Genomic DNA, 14,703 nt, shown 5'->3' with positions numbered 1-14,703 from the left:
ACTGTTATCCCAATAAGCGGTGGATACGCGTTAATCCTGCCACCAGTCGGTCCACTTCTTCATGGGTGTTATACATCGCCAGCGAAGCCCGGCACATTGCCGGCACGCCATACCAGGCCATGAGCGGCATTGCGCAGTGATGCCCCGTTCGTACCGCGATGCCGTAATTATCAAGAAAGCTGCCGACGTCGTAAGCATGGTGTTTACCCAGATTAAACGCGATGACGCCCAACCGCTGTGCCGGACCATACAGCGTGATATCAGGCACCTGCGCCAGTTGCTCCAGCGCATAGCGCATCAGCATCTGCTCATAATCGCCAATCTTATCCAGTCCCAGCGACGTCACATAGTCAATTGCCGCGCCGAGACCGATGATGCCGCCAGTATTCGGCGTTCCCGCCTCAAAACGCCAGGGCGCTTTCGCCCATGTCGTTCCCTGCGTCAGGCTGACGGTCGAGATCATCGACCCGCCCCCTTCCCACGGCGGCATTTCTTGCAGCAACGCCTCTTTAACATACAGAATACCGATGCCGGTCGGCCCGTAAAGTTTATGGCCGGAGAAAACGTAAAAATCGCAGTCCAGCGCCTGGACGTCAACAGCATGGTGCATCACGGCCTGGGCGCCATCCACCAGCACTTTCGCTCCATGCTGGCGCGCCAGCGCAATCATGTCCGGCAGTGGGTTTTCCGTCCCCAGCACATTGGAAACATGGGTAATGGCCAGCAGTCGGGTCCGGTCATCGAACAGCGCAGCTAAGGTCTCCAGCCGCAGCGTACCGTCAGGATGCAATGGGATCACGCGCAGTTCAGCGCCTTTGCGCTCACACAGCATCTGCCAGGGAACGATGTTAGCGTGATGCTCCATCTCGCTGATGATAATGTTATCCCCGGCGCGAATATTTTCCGTTCCCCAACTGTTGGCGACAAGGTTAATGCCCTCCGTCGTACCGCGCACGAACACCAGTTCTTCTGCGGAGCGGGCGTTAATAAACCGCGACGCCTGCTTACGCACATTCTCCATGCTTTCGGTCGCCTGTGCGCTTAACGTATGGATACCTCGATGTACCGCAGCATAGCCGTGACGGTAGAAGGCAGATTCAGCGTCAATCACCTGATTGGGTTTTTGAGCGCTGGCTGCACTGTCCAGGTAAGCCAGCGGCAGGCCGTTAACTTCACGCTGCAGTATGGGAAAATCCGCCCGTACTTTTTCTACAGGAAATGTCATACCAGGCCTCCGGGCAGTCGCTGGCCGATTCGCGCCAGCACCTGCTGTTTAAGGGCGCTATCATGGATAGCTTCCGTTAACTCTGCGGCAAACGCGTAAAGAATCATGTGCCGCGCCTCCTGCTGTCTGATGCCGCGTGATTGCAGATAAAACATCTGCTCATCGTCAATACGCCCGATCGTCGCGCCGTGGCTGCACTTCACGTCATCGGCATAGATCTCTAATTGCGGTTTGGTATCGACTTCGGCCAGTTTCCCCAACAACAGGTTATTATTGGTCATCTGGCCGTCGGTTTTAATGGCGTGTTGCGCCACGTTGATCAGGCCATTAAAGACCGCGCGTCCTTTGTCGCTGACGATGGTCTTGTGCAACTGGCGGCTGTTACAGTAGCCTTTGTTATGTTCCAGCCATGTCCGCGTATCGCAGACTTCATTTTTCACCGGCATCGCCAGACTATTCAGTCGAAGCGTCGCGTTTTCGCCATTCAGTTGTGAGCTGCTGTGGTGACGTAGTACTGCGGCGCCCAGCAGAAAACTGTGGCTAAACGCCGAGGCGTCAGTCGCCAGCAGAAGATCGTTATGCGCAAAGTGATAGCTGGACGCATTTTCAAACGCCAGTTTGATATGGCGCAGTTGCGCATTGTCTGCAACGTTCATCGTCAGACGCGCGCCGGTAAAATGTTTTGCCGCTGTAAGGCTGACATAATGCTCAATAACCGTCGCTTCCGCGCCTTCCGCCAGCGCCAGATGGTGGCGATAATGCGCGGTATTCAGCTCGTCGCCATCCACGCCCTGCGTGATATGCATTAACAGTAGCGGCCTGGTCGGACGCTGATTTCGCCGTACCTGTATATACGTGACACATTGCGCCAGGCTTTCCGTCAGATGCAGAAAAACCTCAGGCTGTACCGGCGCGGCAAGCGTCTGGCGCTCATCCCTGACGCTAACGTCAAATCCGCTGTTTTGCGTGCTATCACTGAGCTCTGGCATAAACCGACCATCGACAAACACCAGCCGCACGGCATCGATTTGCAGCGCCAGCGCATCACGCTGTGCGGCGCTGATAGTCGCACACTGCTGGATAAACTGGCTATGGGTTAAGCCCTCCAGCGGCGTGTATTTCCAGTCTTCATGTTTACGCGTCGGCAATCCCAGACGTAACATCTGTTGTAAATGTTCTCTTGCCTGCTCAGTTCGACTTTCTCCTTTTTCTTCAAAGAGATGCTGCCATTGCTGTAGCGCTTTACTGCTGTTCGGTAAGCCAGCCATAACCCTGCTCCTCCAGTTGTTTGACCAGAGTAAAATCGCCGGATCGGACAATTCGCCCCTGATAGAGGACATGGACGTAATCAGGCTTGATGTAGTCCAGTATGCGCTGATAGTGGGTCACGATAATAAAAGCGCGTTTATCGTCGCGTAACGCGTTGACGCCTTCCGCCACAATTTTTAACGCATCAATATCCAGTCCGGAGTCCGACTCATCAAGGATGCACAGTTCCGGCTCCAGCACCGCCATTTGCAAAATATCATTGCGCTTTTTCTCCCCGCCGGAAAAACCGACGTTTACCGAACGGGTCAGCAAATCTTCCGGCATTTTCAGCAATGCGATCTTTTCTTCCATCAGATCCTGAAAATCAAAGCGATCCAATGACGTCTGCCCGCGGTAGGCGCGCACGGCATTCAGCGCGGTTTGCAGGAAAAACTGGTTACTGACGCCGGGGATTTCTACCGGGTACTGGAAGGCCATAAAAATCCCTTCGCCCGCCCGTTCCTCCGGCGACAGTTCAAGCAGATCTTTACCTTTGAACGTAACCGAGCCGCCGGTGACCTCGTAATCTTCACGTCCCGCCAGGGTGGCGGAGAGCGTGCTTTTCCCGGAACCGTTCGGCCCCATAATGGCGTGAACTTCGCCGGGGCGAATCTCCAGATTCAGGCCACGCAAAATCGCTTTTTCTTCCACACTGACCTGTAAATCTTTAATGCTTAACATGGGTTTTCCTTCATCATTAACCGACGCTGTGCTCAAGGCTAATCGCCAGCAGTTTTTGCGCTTCAACGGCAAACTCCAGCGGCAGTTCCGAGAAAACGTCTTTACAGAACCCGTTGACGATCATCGAAATAGCGTCTTCTTCACTGATGCCGCGTTGCAAACAATAGAAAAGCTGATCTTCACCGATACGTGATGTTGTCGCTTCGTGCTCCAGCTGCGCGCTGTTATTGCGGCATTCAACATACGGGAACGTATGCGCGCCGCAGTCCGCGCCAATCAACATGGAGTCGCATTGGGTGAAATTTCGGGCGTTGGTCGCCGTCGGCATAATTTTTACCAGCCCACGGTAGCTGTTCTGGCTGTGGCCGGCGGAAATGCCTTTTGAAATAATGGTTGAGCGTGTGTTTTTACCGATATGGATCATTTTGGTGCCGGTGTCAGCCTGCTGATGTCCACTGGTCAGCGCAACGGAATAGAACTCGCCGATAGAATTATCACCGCGCAAAATACAGCTCGGGTATTTCCAGGTAATCGCCGAACCGGTTTCCGACTGGGTCCACGACATCTTGCTGTTTTCCCCTTCGCACAACGCACGCTTGGTCACAAAGTTCAGAATACCGCCCGTGTTGTTGTCGCCCGGGAACCAGTTTTGTACGGTGGAATATTTTACTTCAGCATCTTTATGGATGATGACTTCCACTACCGCGGCGTGGAGCTGATAACTGTCGCGTACGGGCGCGGAGCAGCCTTCGATATAACTCACATAGCTGCCTTCATCCGCCACCAGAATCGTGCGCTCAAACTGACCGGTTTTCTCAGCGTTAATGCGAAAATAGGTGGATAACTCCATCGGGCAACGCACACCTTTGGGAACATAGATAAATGTCCCATCGGAAGCGACTGCCGCATTCAGCGCGGCAAAAAAGTTATCGTTCCCCGGCACGACGGTGCCAAGATATTTCCTGACCAGGTCAGGGTGATCGTGTATCGCTTCGCCAAAAGAACAGAAAATAATGCCCTGTTCCGCCAGTTTTTCACGGTATGTGGTCGCTACGGAGACCGAGTCAAAAATCGCATCGACGGCGACCTCTTTCCCTTCGCGAACCGGAACGCCAAGTTGCTCGAAGGCGTCTTCAACCTCTTTACTCAAAAAGGTATTCGCGCCCGTTTGCTGTACGGCTCCCGGCTGGGAAACGCAGCTATCATCGCAGTTTCCGCATGATGGCGCAGAGTAATAGCTGTAGTCCTGATAGTTCAGTTTATCATAGTGCGCCTTCAGCCAGTGCGGTTCATCCATGTCCAGCCAGGCTCTATAGGCATTGAGACGAAATTCCAGCATCCACTCAGGTTCGTTACGCTTTGCGGAAATCGCGCGCACCACCTCTTCGCTGATGCCTTTTGCCAGTTCATCAGTGGGTAGTTGCGTGAAAAATCCTTCTTTGTAATTAAGGCGTCCGCCTGTCCAGATGCCGACCTCTTCCGTTGCTTCAGTATTACGAGACATAGTACCGCCTATACCCCAAAACTTTCGCCGCAGCCGCATTCATTCTGGGCTTTGGGGTTATGAAATTTAAATAACTGGTTCAGCCCTTCCTGTACATAATCCACTTCTGTTCCGTCAATAAAAGGCATCGCCTGTAACGGTGCGAAAAGCTTTGCGCCTTCGGCTTCAAAAACCAGATCGTCTTTATCCGGCTCCCGAACGGTATCCAGAACATAGCCAAATCCGGCACATCCCGTCTGTTTTACGCTTAACCGCACGCCCAACATGCCCGGCTGCTTTGCTGCCAGTTCACGTATGTGCGCTGCCGCCGCTGGCGTTAGCGTCAGCCCTTGCCAGGGGAAGTCCTCCGGGTTAAACGTGTCTGAATGCAATTCCATAGAGTTACCTCGCGTTCTAAATCACCAGGATATAACAGCATGTTAGTGATAATGATTATCACTTCAACCCCTTAACCGCAGGGGCTTTCCAACAAATGGTTATATTGAGCGCCTTTTATTAAGCATAGACCCTGTCCGCCAGGTCATACGACAGACAAAAAATCGCTTAACTTTTTGATAAATAATGATTTATAAGACGTTAACCGTTCTGGCAGGTCAAAAACGAAAAGATGTATAGAAAATGACTATTTAATTAATAGGCTGTCGACATTGTCAGGCGGCGAGGTCAGAACCCCATTTTTTGTATGGATACCTGGCGTTGCGCTCTTTATAATCCGCTGCGGTTCTATAACTCAGTTTGGGCTATAGGTTTATGTAAACTCTTTCCGGCATTTCAGGTGCTGAATGAGGCAAGAGGCTTAAAATATGGTTGTTACGCTCGCGTATATCGCACTTTTTTTGGTTTTCTCGTGGGTCATCTTGAGAATTAATCAAAAAAGCGATTCCCTGTCGAAAAGCGTTTTTATCGCTATCTTTTTAGGGGCTGTTATTGGTTTATCCCTGCATTTTATTTCAGCAAATCACACTAAAACTATTATCGAATGGTACAGCATCGTCGGCAATGGTTACGTCCATCTGTTGAAACTGGTCGCTATACCGCTAATTTTTATTTCTATTCTTTCCGCCATCAATAAACTGGAAAATAGCGCCGGCATCGGAAAAATGTCGCTGACGATCGTCGGATGCATGTTATGCCTGGTGATGGTTGCCGGTTTTATCGGATTACTGACCGCTCATATACTGGGGCTTGACGCCAGCGCTTTTGTGCACATGCCGTCAATGTTAACTACAGAAGAAGTCAATAAGACTGCCGCGGTGTCGATTCCCCAGTTAGTGACATCGCTGATCCCGACTAATATTTTTCTTGATCTTACGGGGGCCAGAAGTGTTTCCGTTATCGGCATCGTTATCTTCACGCTAATAGCGGGGATCGCCCTGTTAAAGGTCAAAAAAGAGGCGCCGGAAGAAGGTCAGAAATTAAGCGCAGGCATTAACGCTATTCAGATCTGGGTCATGAAGATGGTACGTATCGTTATTGCATTAACGCCCTATGGCGTCATGGCATTAATGACCACCGTATTTTCATCATACCGCCTTGAACAATTCGCCAGCTTACTTGGTTTTATCGGCGCCTGTTACATCGCGATTTTCATGATGTTTATCGTGCACGCCATCTTGCTGATCCTCAGCGGTAATAATCCAGCGCGTTATTTCAGAATGGTGTGGCCCGTCTTAACCTTTGCGTTTGTTTCCCGCAGCAGCGCAGCCTCTATCCCGCTGGCCATTTCCGCCCAGGAAAAATTTGGCGTACAAAGCACCATTGCCAATATTTCCGCCTCGTTTGGCTCCAGTATGGGGCAAAATGGCTGCGCCGGGATTTATCCGGCTATTATGGTAGCGATGATTGCGCCCACCATCGGCATTGATCCGCTCTCGCTGCATTTTCTGGCAGCGATGTTGCCTGCCATTGCGCTAGGGTCTATTGGCGTAGCCGGCGTCGGCGGCGGTGGTACGTTCGCGGCGCTGATTGTCCTGTCGACGTTGAATTTTCCCGTTGCGCTGGTCGGTATTTTTATTGCCATCGAACCTATCGTTGATATGGCCCGCACGGCACTGAACGTTAACGGATCGATGATGTCAGGTGTGCTGGCTAACCGTATTTTGAATAATCATACGGCTGACGACATGCCAGCGGTTATTGACAGACCTTAGTTTTTTACGCGCCCGGAAAAGAAAAACCCTTAAGTCTGTTCAATACAGGCTTAAGGGTTCCGGCCCCATCCGGCGCTTATCTCCGGCACTCTTAATGGCTTAGCTCTTGAAGGGGCATAAGAATAATCTCATAAAGAGCGCGCGCCTTTTTAGCACAAATGGCGATCTGTATTTTTTTTAAACAAAATCAAGAGGATTATCTATTACCTGGGGATAGGGTCTGGTGAGATTGCCTGGTAACATAGCCGGATGGCGGCTAACGCCTTATCCGGCCTACACAGACTTTATTAATGCACGCCCAACCGCCAGGCGAAATAGATCTCTTCTTTCAGTTCGGTTGCAGAGAGGGTGAGGAGATCGGCAAACTCTAACTCCAGCTGTTTTAAACGCTTCAAATACTGCGCGGGAGAAAGTTCGGTTTTATCACGGCGTAAAAATTCAATCGCCAGTTGGGTTGGGTCTAAATCAGTAGACATATCATCCTCGCTTATGTGTAAACGTGCACAGTATATCACCTTTTTCTGCGCACATTTTGACCAAAAGCAATATGCATCACACTTTTATGGTGACAACGTCACACAATCGCCGTAGTAAGACGCGAAGAACAGCACAGACGTCCCTGTTCATCAAAGATCTCTATCTGCCAGACCTGATGGCGAGCCCCGGTATGCAACGCTTTACAGACGCCTCGTACGCGCCCCTGACGCGCCGACCGTACATGGTTGGCATTCACCTCCAGCCCCACCACCTTTTGCTCCCCCTGCGTACACAGATAGCCTGCGACCGAGCCGATACTTTCCGCCAGCACCACAGACGCTCCGCCATGCAGCAAGCCGAACGGCTGTTTGGTGCGATGATCGACGGGCATTGTCGCTTCCAGCGTATCGTCCCCAATACGCTCAAAGCGGATATCAAGCAGGCCAACCATATTCCCTTCCCCCATCGCATTAAGCGCATCGAGGGTCACTTCACGTTTCCAGATCAACCTATAATCTCCAGTAATGCCTGCAACGGGTGACGCACGCCCGTACCTTCAATGCGTTTAACCTGGCTTCGGCAGGAATAGCCGGTTGCCAGGCAACGGTTTCGCGGTAGACGTTGCATCGCCTGATGCCAGGATAGCTCATAAATTCCCAGCGAATTTTTATGATTGGTGAGTTCATGTCCATAAGTGCCCGCCATACCGCAGCAGCCTACGCTGACATTTTCCAGCTTCGCGCCAAAATGGGCAAAGATGGCGGCCCACTGCGCAGGCGCGCCGGGTAAAGCCGTGACTTCCGTACAATGACCAAAAAAGTACCACGGTTCGCCGCTCACCTCGATGGACAGTCTTGCATTTATTTCCTGCGCCAGCCATTCATTCACCAGCAACACATGAAAATCGCCGCGCTGTTCGCCCAGCGCCAGTTTGTATTCGTCGCGATAACACAGAACCAGCGCCGGATCGACGCCCACCATCGGCATCCCCAACGCAGCGATCCGATTAAGGAACTCAGAGGTTTTTTTCGCCGTTTTCGCAAAGCGATTAAGAAAACCTTTAATATGCTGCGCCTTACCATTCGGCGAGAACGGTAACAATACCGGCCTCCTGCCCAGTTTTTCCGCCAGGCGGATAAAGTCCGCTACGACCCGGGCGTCGTAGTAGCTGGTAAACGGGTCCTGAACCACCAGTACCGTTTTCGCTTTTTGCTCGGCGCTCATGCGCTCCAGTTGCTCAAGCGTCATATTAGCGGACGGATGGCCCACCAGTTGCTGTTGCAATGAAGGGGCAGAAAGCAGAGGTAAATCCACCATACCGATATGTTTTTTCGCCAGATTGCGAACCATCGGTTGGTTAATAAAAAAGTTAAAGGTCTTTGGCGCACGCGCCATCAGCGGCGCATAGGTCTCGACCGTCGCCACCAGATGATCGCGTACCGGGCGCAGATAACGCGTATGGTAAAGCTGTAAGAAACGTGAACGAAACTCCGGAACATCGATTTTAATCGGACACTGGGTCGTACAGGCTTTACACGCCAGACAGCCGGACATGGCCTCTTTAACTTCATGGGAAAAGTCATACTCGCCTTTGCGTTTGTGCCAACTATTCCGGGTGCGGGCAATCAGCGTGCGTAAGCTGGCGCGTTTTTCTGGCAACTCCTTTTCCAGCTTCAACGGATCGACGCCACGATCGGCCAATAGACGGAGCCATTCCCGTACCAGCGTCGCCCGCCCTTTCGGCGAGTGGATCCGGTTAAGGCTAATTTTCATCGACGGGCACATCGGGCTTTTCGCATCGAAATTAAAGCACAGGCCGTTACCATTACACTCCATAGCGCCGCGCCAGGTCTGCCGTACCGCCAGCGGGATTTGCCGATCCCAGGTGCCGCGTTTTACCGCATCCACCTTCATCATCGGCGCCTCTATCCCTTGCGGCGGACAGATTTTACCCGGGTTAAGTCGATTATGCGGATCAAAAGCCGCTTTTATTTTGCGCAGCTCGCCATACAGGACTTCGCCGAAAAAGGCCGGGCTGTATTCCGCACGGAAACCTTTTCCATGCTCGCCCCACAACAGCCCGCCGTATCTGGCGGTCAGCGCGACGACCTCATCGGAGATCTGTTTCATCAACAGTTCCTGCTGCGGATCGCACATATCCAGCGCCGGACGCACATGCAGCACCCCGGCATCCACGTGGCCGAACATGCCGTAACTTAAGCCATGACCATCCAGCAGGGCGCGAAATTCGGCGATGTAATCGGCCAGATATTCAGGCGGCACGCAGGTATCTTCCGCAAAAGGAATCGGTTTGGCAGCACCTTTCGCATTACCCAGCAGCCCTACCGCTTTTTTACGCATCGCGTAAATACGCTCAATACCCGTCAAATCGGTACAAAGTTGCCAGCCGATCACGCCCGCTTCCGCACGCGCCATCAGGCCATCCAGCCGGTGGCACAGCGCCTCGACCTGTCCGTCAATAAGCGCTTCATCGTCACCCGCGAATTCCACGATATTCAGGCCAAGCATTTCTTTATCCGGTACATCGGTAATCAATTCGCTAACGGAGTGCCAGACAATATCTTCCCGCGCGAGGTTAAGGACTTTGGAATCGACCGTCTCGACGGATAAGGCGCGCGCATCAACCATAAAAGGGGCGTTACGCAGCGCGGAATCAAAGGAGTCGTATTTTACATTCACCAGACGGCGGACTTTGGGTATCGGGGTAATATCCAGCCGGGCTTCAGTAATAAACGCCAGCGTCCCTTCCGACCCCGTTAAGATGCGGGTAAGATCGAAGCGGGTCATATCATCGTTAAAGACGTGGCGTAAATCGTAGCCTGTCAGGAAACGATTGAGCTTTGGAAAGCTATCGAGGATAAGTTGACGGTTTTCCAGGCAGGACTGATAGACGGTCTGATAGATGCGGCCTGGCATCGTCGTGTTTTCACCCAGCGTCCGGGCAAGCTCTACGGGCATCGATTGCGTGTCAAGGATATCGCCCCCCAACAATACGGCCCGTATGCCTAAGACGTGATCTGACGTTTTTCCATAGACCAGCGAACCCTGACCAGAGGCATCGGTATTAATCATACCGCCAAGCGTGGCGCGATTACTGGTGGAAAGTTCCGGCGCAAAAAAATAGCCATACGGCTTTAACGCTTGATTAAGCTGATCTTTTATCACTCCCGCCTCTACCCGCACCCATCCCTCTTCAGGATTAATTTCAATAATGCGGTTCATATAGCGGGACATATCAACAATAATGCCCTGATTTAGCGCCTGGCCATTCGTGCCAGTACCGCCGCCTCGAGGGGTAAATATCAGCGACGTAAAGCGCGGCTCCGCCGCCAGACGGGCAAGAAGCGCGACATCCGCCGTAGAACGGGGAAACACAACAGCATCGGGAAGAAGCTGGTAGATACTGTTATCGGTCGACATTGTCAGACGGTCGGCATAGCTGGTTGCCGTATCGCCCGTAAACCCTTGCTGCTCCAGCGCCTGCAAAAAATTGAGCACCAGCTGAACGACGCCGGGTGCCTGAGAAATTTGTGGAATCATTATATTGACCTTTTCCTGCGGTCTATGTTGTGAACGGTGGCGCCCAACCCGGCGAGCGCGAGCGGTCTACGCACAGGAAGGGATGCTTAATCGTTTGCGTGTTGCGTTATTTGTTGTATCACATTTTTTTCCTGTGCGCCCAACAGAATTACATGCAGAATCGGCCTGTTAAAAACCGCTGAAATTGCTCATCATTATAGGGTGTGGTTTGCATGTTCACGTCGCGCCAACGTTCTGGCGCAAAGACAAAGGTGAAAAGTATTTATGGTAAATGTTCGTCAGCCCAGGGATATTGCGCAAGTGCTGCTATCGGTGCTGTTTTTAGCCATCATGATTGTGGCCTGTTTGTGGATAGTACAGCCTTTTATTTTGGGGTTTGCATGGGCAGGTACGATTGTTATCGCGACCTGGCCCGTTTTGCTGAAATTACAAAAAATATTGTGGGGCCGCCGCTCGCTTGCCGTACTGGTCATGACGCTGCTGTTAGTGCTGCTCTTCGTTATTCCCGTCGCCTTGCTGGTGAACAGCATTGTCGACGGTAGCGGCCCGCTCATCCATGCAGTGACCGGCGGCGATATGACGCTACCCGATCTGGCATGGTTAAATAATATTCCGTTGGTTGGCGCCAAACTGTATGCCGGATGGCATAGCCTGCTGGATATGGGCGGTAGCGCTATTATGGCGAAAGTGCGGCCTTATATCGGCACAACCACGACCTGGTTTGTCGGTCAGGCGGCGCATATCGGACGCTTTATGATGCACTGCGCCCTGATGCTGTTGTTTAGCGCCCTGCTTTACTGGCGCGGCGAACAAGTGGCGATGGGAATACGCCATTTTGCCTGTCGTCTCGCGGCTAAACGCGGCGATGCGGCGGTTCTGCTGGCTGCCCAGGCGATCCGCGCCGTGGCGCTTGGCGTGGTGGTCACCGCGCTGGTACAGGCGGTACTTGGCGGCGTCGGGCTGGCGATTTCCGGCGTGCCTTACGCTACTCTGTTGACGGTAGTGATGATCCTTTCGTGTCTGGTTCAGTTGGGGCCGTTGCCGGTATTGATTCCAGCCATTATCTGGCTTTACTGGACAGGCGACACCACCTGGGGCACCGTGCTGCTGGTTTGGAGCGCCGTCGTCGGCACTCTGGATAACGTGATTCGCCCGGTACTCATCCGCATGGGCGCCGATTTACCGCTGCTTCTGATCCTTTCCGGGGTAATCGGCGGCCTGATTGCATTCGGTATGATTGGTCTGTTTATTGGACCGGTGCTTCTGGCCGTGACCTGGCGTTTGTTCTCCGCATGGGTACATGAAGTTCCGGCGCCGACGAATGAACCAGAGGAGATCCTTGAAGAGTTGGATGATATCGAGGAAGCCAACAAGCAGTCATAATCCCGTCGGGCGGCATCGCCGCCCGATGCTTTAACGACGTTTATCAATTCAACGCACACCCCATTTTGATTCGCCCGTCTGTTCCCCGCCGCATCTCATTTCTGTCGCAAATCCGTTACAGTTTTTAAACTATTGAGACGAATCTGATCGACGCAAAAAGTGCTCATGCCTACTATTAGCACACGGTTATAAATCAACACATTGATTTATAAGCATGGAAATCCCCTGAGTGAAACAACGAATTGCTGTGTGTAGTCTTTGCCCGTCTCCTACGATGGGCTTTTTTTTTTAACTTTTTTCGCCGCATTGTTACATAAGCCAGCTCCCGTTTTCCTTCAACACCGCGATATCTGCAACGAACAAATAATATTGCACAAAATAGTGTGATTCTGTTCAAGTCGAAACGGTGTCGGTGGTGCTATTTATAGCATCACTTTTTTCATATAAAAGCCTAAAAAATGATGAACGCGTTAGAACTACAAGCACTACGGCGTATTTTTGATATGACGATTGAAGAATGCACAATCTATATCACCCAGGATAATAATTCGGAAACCTGGCAACGATGGGAAGCTGGCGACACTCCCATCTCTCCAGAAATCATTGCCAGGTTAAAGGAAATGAAAGCCAGGAGACAGCGACGAATTAACGCCATTGTTGACAAAATAAATAACCGCATCGGCAATAATACAATGCGTTACTTCCCTGATTTATCTTCTTTTCAGTCCATTTATACAGAGGGTGATTTTATCGAGTGGAAAATTTATCAATCTGTTGCTGCCGAACTTTTCGCACATGATCTGGAGCGGCTGTGTTAGACGTAAACTTTATCGCCGCATCGTATTGATACCGGATAGAAAACCACACAATCACGACATTGACTTGTCACCCTATCCAATATGCTTCCTGCCTGTGTATACCACTGTAACGTTCAGGCGACATCTCTGAGTCAGATAATATGAAAAATCGTTATTTCCCTACCGCTGTAGGGTTGTATTTTAATTACTTTGTACATGGCATGGGGGTTATCCTGATGAGCCTGAACATGTCATCGCTTGAACAGCAATGGCATACCAGTGCCGCAGGCGTATCTATTGTGATCTCTTCGCTTGGTATTGGCCGGCTAAGCGTTTTGTTAATCGCCGGTATGCTTTCCGATCGCTTTGGTCGCCGTCCTTTTATCATTCTGGGGACCGCCTGTTACCTGATTTTTTTCATTGGCATTCTTTATGCTCAGACGATTTTTGTCGCTTATGCCTGTGGCTTTTTAGCGGGTATGGCCAACAGTTTTTTAGATGCAGGTACCTATCCCAGTTTGATGGAAGCCTTCCCTCGCTCCCCCAGTACGGCAAATATTCTGATCAAAGCATTTGTCTCTGGCGGGCAATTCTTGTTGCCCATTATTATCAGTTTATTAGTCTGGGCTAATATGTGGTTTGGCTGGTCCTTCCTGCTTGCCGGGGCAATCATGCTTATTAATGCTCTGTTTTTATTACGCTGCCCTTTTCCACCCTATCCAGGTCGGATATTGAAACCCAAAATCTCGCAAGCGCCTGTCGCAGGCGTACATCATTGCTCCCTCATCGATCTTATCAGCTACACCCTTTATGGCTATATCTCGATGGCAACCTTTTACCTTATCAGCCAGTGGCTGGCGCAGTATGGACAGTTCGTCGCAGGAATGTCGTATACCCAATCCATCAAACTGTTAAGTATTTATACCTGCGGCTCGCTACTCTGCGTTTTTATAACCGCCCCGCTGGTCAGAAAAACAATTCGCTCTACCACATTATTGATGTTTTATACCTTTATCTCTTTTATTGCGCTTCTGACGGTCTGCCTGCATCCTCAGGCCTATGTTGTTATGATCTTCGCATTCGTCATTGGATTCTCTTCCGCCGGTGGCGTAGTACAAATCGGCCTGACGCTGATGGCGGCCCGTTTTCCACAGGAGAAAGGTAAAGCGACCGGCATTTATTACAGCGCCGGCAGTATCGCGACGTTCACTATTCCGTTGATCACAGCGCGGATTTCAGAAATGAGCATTGCACATATTATGTGGTTTGATACCGGTATCGCCGCAGCGGGATTTCTCCTCGCACTGTTCATCGGTTACCGAAGTCGGGCTGAATCACAACATCACGCTGAAGCAGCGTCAACTGCGCAATAAATGTTAGCGTGCCAACTGCAATATTATTGCCTTGCTATGCAAAATAAAACGTTAGCCATTATCACCGGGAAACAAAAAATGTAATTTTCGTGTTAATTATTATTCATTATCTTCACACTTATCAGAAAAATTGCGATGAGCATCACGAGTTATATGTATTAAACAACAAATTCGCAGCAATTTTTATATTTCCTGGCTAACAAATGAAATGCTATCAATGCAATAAACCTGGCATTTTAAACGC

General features: G+C 51.1%; 12 protein-coding genes and 1 other RNA gene. 5 read left to right on the top strand and 8 right to left on the bottom strand.

Features of this window, described 5'->3' with window-relative positions:
* Positions 1 to 4 precede the first annotated feature (4 nt).
* From sufS to sufA, 5 genes are read right to left on the bottom strand one after another with little or no spacing between them, the layout of a single operon-like run.
* Positions 5 to 1,225 (bottom strand): cysteine desulfurase SufS, encoded by a 1,221-nt coding sequence (gene sufS / locus ACLJZ5_RS00445; protein ID WP_000143859.1) that lies wholly within the window; start codon positions 1,223 to 1,225, stop codon positions 5 to 7.
* Positions 1,222 to 2,493, bottom strand: a complete 1,272-nt coding sequence (gene sufD, locus ACLJZ5_RS00440) for a Fe-S cluster assembly protein SufD (RefSeq protein WP_024798036.1) — start codon at positions 2,491 to 2,493, stop codon at positions 1,222 to 1,224. The genes sufS and sufD overlap by 4 nt, the downstream gene beginning before the upstream one ends.
* The gene (gene sufC / locus ACLJZ5_RS00435; protein WP_000948904.1) at positions 2,468 to 3,214 is read right to left on the bottom strand and encodes a Fe-S cluster assembly ATPase SufC; all 747 of its coding nucleotides are present in this window, start codon (positions 3,212 to 3,214) and stop codon (positions 2,468 to 2,470) included. Before sufC ends, sufD begins: the two co-directional genes overlap by 26 nt.
* Positions 3,215 to 3,230: 16 nt before the next feature.
* Positions 3,231 to 4,718 (bottom strand): Fe-S cluster assembly protein SufB, encoded by a 1,488-nt coding sequence (gene sufB, locus ACLJZ5_RS00430; protein ID WP_000089383.1) that lies wholly within the window; start codon positions 4,716 to 4,718, stop codon positions 3,231 to 3,233.
* Between the two features lie 8 nt (positions 4,719 to 4,726).
* A complete protein-coding gene (gene sufA, locus ACLJZ5_RS00425; protein ID WP_000418969.1) occupies positions 4,727 to 5,095 on the bottom strand; it encodes a Fe-S cluster assembly scaffold SufA in 369 nt (122 codons plus the stop codon).
* Positions 5,096 to 5,521: 426 nt separating this feature from the next.
* Between sufA and ACLJZ5_RS00420 the strand changes: the two genes are divergently transcribed.
* Positions 5,522 to 6,868 (top strand): L-cystine transporter, encoded by a 1,347-nt coding sequence (locus ACLJZ5_RS00420; RefSeq protein WP_000261860.1) that lies wholly within the window; start codon positions 5,522 to 5,524, stop codon positions 6,866 to 6,868.
* Positions 6,869 to 7,155: 287 nt separating this feature from the next.
* Here the strand turns inward: ACLJZ5_RS00420 and ACLJZ5_RS00415 are convergent, their stop codons facing one another.
* The 3 genes from ACLJZ5_RS00415 to ACLJZ5_RS00405 all read right to left on the bottom strand — a co-directional run bounded on the left by ACLJZ5_RS00415 (position 7,156) and on the right by ACLJZ5_RS00405 (position 10,906).
* A complete protein-coding gene (locus tag ACLJZ5_RS00415; protein WP_001537749.1) occupies positions 7,156 to 7,344 on the bottom strand; it encodes a YdiH family protein in 189 nt (62 codons plus the stop codon).
* 98 nt (positions 7,345 to 7,442) lie between these two features.
* Positions 7,443 to 7,853, bottom strand: coding sequence for a 1,4-dihydroxy-2-naphthoyl-CoA hydrolase (gene menI, locus ACLJZ5_RS00410; RefSeq protein WP_000637930.1), 411 nt, complete (start codon positions 7,851 to 7,853; stop codon positions 7,443 to 7,445).
* Positions 7,850 to 10,906 carry an FAD-binding and (Fe-S)-binding domain-containing protein gene (locus tag ACLJZ5_RS00405; RefSeq protein WP_024798035.1) on the bottom strand — a complete coding sequence of 1,019 codons (3,057 nt, stop codon included), beginning with the start codon at positions 10,904 to 10,906 and terminating at the stop codon, positions 7,850 to 7,852. The genes menI and ACLJZ5_RS00405 overlap by 4 nt, the downstream gene beginning before the upstream one ends.
* A 264-nt stretch (positions 10,907 to 11,170) precedes the next feature.
* Here ACLJZ5_RS00405 and ydiK point away from each other — a divergent pair, with 264 nt between their 5' ends.
* The 4 genes from ydiK (at position 11,171) to ACLJZ5_RS00385 (ending at position 14,459) form a co-directional block, all read left to right on the top strand.
* On the top strand, positions 11,171 to 12,289 hold the full coding sequence (gene ydiK, locus ACLJZ5_RS00400; protein WP_000248615.1) for an AI-2E family transporter YdiK: 1,119 nt from the start codon (positions 11,171 to 11,173) through the stop codon (positions 12,287 to 12,289).
* 182 nt (positions 12,290 to 12,471) lie between these two features.
* Positions 12,472 to 12,579, top strand: an RNA gene (gene rprA / locus ACLJZ5_RS00395) — antisense sRNA RprA.
* 168 nt (positions 12,580 to 12,747) lie between these two features.
* A complete protein-coding gene (locus ACLJZ5_RS00390) occupies positions 12,748 to 13,107 on the top strand; it encodes a YdiL family protein (protein WP_077914049.1) in 360 nt (119 codons plus the stop codon).
* Between the two features lie 140 nt (positions 13,108 to 13,247).
* A complete protein-coding gene (locus tag ACLJZ5_RS00385) occupies positions 13,248 to 14,459 on the top strand; it encodes an MFS transporter (RefSeq protein ID WP_000797666.1) in 1,212 nt (403 codons plus the stop codon).
* Positions 14,460 to 14,703: the final 244 nt, after the last annotated feature.

The sequence above is a fragment of the Salmonella sp. 5800 genome, from assembly GCF_046558195.1.
GTDB lineage: Bacteria > Pseudomonadota > Gammaproteobacteria > Enterobacterales > Enterobacteriaceae > Salmonella > Salmonella enterica.
The sequence above is the reverse complement of the archived record's forward strand: the minus strand, read 5'-3'. Positions and strand labels throughout refer to the sequence as shown.